This window comes from Kitasatospora sp. NPDC024654 (assembly GCF_055559155.1).
Genome location: NZ_JBVHLF010000236.1, coordinates 1 through 2,062, shown reverse-complemented (window position 1 = coordinate 2,062; position 2,062 = coordinate 1). Strand labels below are relative to the sequence as shown.

The following is a 2,062-nucleotide window of genomic DNA, read 5'->3' as shown; positions in this document are numbered from 1 at the left end:
GCCCGTCGAGTACGAGACCAACTACTACCTGGCAACCACAAAACCCCTGGTCACAGCCATCATCTGAGCTCTCTACCGAACCCGGGGCGGTTCAGTGCCGCCTGACCTCGTCGAGCAGTACTGAGGCTTGGCGGCTGGGGGTGACAGGTAGTCATATTGGTTCTATGTATGGGAGATGAGGTATCCCGATGGGGGTGGCCTGACCGCGCGGGAGCGTGCGCAGCGTGAGCGGGTGCGGTTGGAGGCCGGCGAGATGTTCGAGCGGGGTGTGGCCCCGCCGTTGGTGGCCAGGCAGCTGAGGGTGTCGCGGAAGTCCGCCTACGCATGGCACGCGGCCTGGCGGGAGGGCGGGGCCGAGGCGCTACGGTCCAAGGGTCCCGACGGGCGGCCGTCCCGGATGAAGCCGGCCTGGCGGACATGGTTGGCCACGGCGCTGGAGGAGGGCCCAGCCGTGCACGGCTGGGTGGAGGATCAGCGGTGGACGCTGTCGCGGGTCGCGCTGCTGGTCGCCAGGCGCTTCCATGTGAGGTTCAGCCCCCCGCAGCTCTCCCGGATCCTGCACGAGATGGGCTTCAGCGTGCAGGTCCCGGTGCACCGGGCTGTCGAACGCGAGCCGCGGGCCGTGGAGCGGTGGATGCGGGAGGTCTGGCCCGCGATGGAGAAGATCGTGCGGGAACAGGACGCGTGGCTGGTCTTCGAGGACGAGGCCGGCCAGTCGATGAGGCCGCCGAAGGCGCGCACCTGGGCACGTCGTGGGCACACCCCGACCGTAAAGGTCACCGGCGAAGGCTCCGGGCGAGTCTCGCTGGCCGCCCTGGTGTGCGCCGGCCCCGGGCGGCGCACCCGGCTCGTCTACCGGTTGCTGGTCCACACCGGCCGCAGGGGAGAGAAGAAGGGCTTCCGCGAGGACGACCACGCCGCCCTCCTGGACGCCGCCCACCAGCAGCTCGACGGGAAGATCGTCCTGGTATGGGACAACGCCACCCAGCACAAGGACGCCATGACGCGCGAGCTACTCAAGGCCCGCAGCGCCTGGCTGACCGTCTTCCGCCTCCCGCCCTATACGCCCGACCTCAACCCGACCGAAGGCGTCTGGGCTCACCTGAAGAAGAGCCTGGCCAACCTGGCAGCCCGCACCACCCGCCAACTCGCGGCCAAGGCCCGCACCCGGCTGAAGAAGATGCAGCACCGCCCCGACCTCCTCAACGGCTTCATCCGCGAGACCGGCCTGATCTTCACCTCGCCCTGACGTCACCCCGAACCGCAAGCCTCAGAAGCGTGCCGATTCCCCGCCGACGGACATCCGGACGCAGATAGAGGTGCTCGAGCACGTCACCATCGAGGGCCGCATAGCCAGTGATCTCCGCATCTCGCACTGTGACCCAGGTACGACACTGCTCGAGCAGGACGTCCCGGACCCATCGGGTCACCTGCTCGTGATCGCGCTTCTGCGGGGGCAGATAGGGCATGGCCGCCGACCGAGAGGTCATGTGGATCCGCGCGATCACGGCCGCATCAGCATCCCGCGCGCATCGGATCCGAGCCTTCCCGTCATCACTCACATCGGGAACCTACAAGGCCGGCAACGACTCGGTCCAGCGGCTGTCCCGGCGAAGCCGTGCGGTCACGGCAGCCGAGGAACGGCTCGCCTTGGCGTAGGCGTCGACGGTCCGACGAACTACCGGCCACCGCATGACCGTCGGCGCGCGACCGCGGCACCACTTCAAGGGACACGACCTGCTGACACACCTACCAGGTCACCAGCGGTCGATGCCCATCACCTTCGCGGCGCCGTGAATCGCGTTGTAGTGCGGGATCGACATGTCGGACTTCCTGTCCTTCGGTGGCAGATGCCTGTCGGCCGCCCGGAACTCGTCACGTGCCTCGGCGAGCAGGCTGGTTCCGTGGCCGACCGGCACGTCGCCCTTCCCATGGACCGGGTGCGACTTGGCCGCGGTGTGACTTCCGTCTCGGCGACGGGTGAAAACTGACCGCTGGACGGCGGATGAATCGGGACCCACCGGAGCAAATCCGACCCTTCTTGCGATCGTCTGATCATCCT

3 protein-coding genes are annotated in these 2,062 nt (G+C 68.1%); 1 reads left to right on the top strand and 2 read right to left on the bottom strand.

All coding sequences use genetic code 11. The features are described from left to right. Positions 1-175: 175 nt before the first annotated feature. On the top strand, positions 176-1,249 hold the full coding sequence (locus tag ACZ38L_RS39250; RefSeq protein WP_465702906.1) for an IS630 family transposase: 1,074 nt from the start codon (positions 176-178) through the stop codon (positions 1,247-1,249). On the opposite strand, the gene ACZ38L_RS39245 is transcribed toward ACZ38L_RS39250, so the two are convergent. Continuing rightward, the gene (locus ACZ38L_RS39245) at positions 1,236-1,469 is read right to left on the bottom strand and encodes a GNAT family N-acetyltransferase (protein ID WP_465702908.1); all 234 of its coding nucleotides are present in this window, start codon (positions 1,467-1,469) and stop codon (positions 1,236-1,238) included. The genes ACZ38L_RS39250 and ACZ38L_RS39245 overlap by 14 nt on opposite strands. Before the next feature lie 288 nt (positions 1,470-1,757). Then, the coding region (locus ACZ38L_RS39240; RefSeq protein ID WP_465702904.1) for a hypothetical protein at positions 1,758-2,062 on the bottom strand (305 nt) is incomplete at its 5' end.